General features: G+C 55.4%; 1 rRNA gene. It reads right to left on the bottom strand.

The features are described from left to right. Positions 1–507 (bottom strand): 23S ribosomal RNA (locus IEY03_RS17045); the annotation flags it as partial.

The following is a 507-nucleotide window of genomic DNA, read 5'->3' as shown; positions in this document are numbered from 1 at the left end:
GTAGCTACCGGGCAATGCCATTGGCATGACAACCCGAACACCAGCGGTTCGTCCACTCCGGTCCTCTCGTACTAGGAGCAGCTCCCTTCAATCATCCAACGCCCACGGCAGATAGGGACCGAACTGTCTCACGACGTTCTGAACCCAGCTCGCGTACCACTTTAAATGGCGAACAGCCATACCCTTGGGACCGACTTCAGCCCCAGGATGTGATGAGCCGACATCGAGGTGCCAAACACCGCCGTCGATATGAACTCTTGGGCGGTATCAGCCTGTTATCCCCGGAGTACCTTTTATCCGTTGAGCGATGGCCCTTCCATTCAGAACCACCGGATCACTATGACCTACTTTCGTACCTGCTCGACGTGTATGTCTCGCAGTTAAGCTGGCTTATGCCATTGCACTAACCGTACGATGTCCGACCGTACTTAGCCAACCTTCGTGCTCCTCCGTTACTCTTTGGGAGGAGACCGCCCCAGTCAAACTACCCACCAGGCACTGTCCTCA

It is taken from the genome of Shewanella aestuarii, assembly GCF_014647215.1.
GTDB classification, from domain to species: domain Bacteria; phylum Pseudomonadota; class Gammaproteobacteria; order Enterobacterales; family Shewanellaceae; genus Shewanella; species Shewanella aestuarii.
Note: the sequence above shows the minus strand (reverse complement) of the source record. Positions and strands in the feature narration are given on the sequence as shown.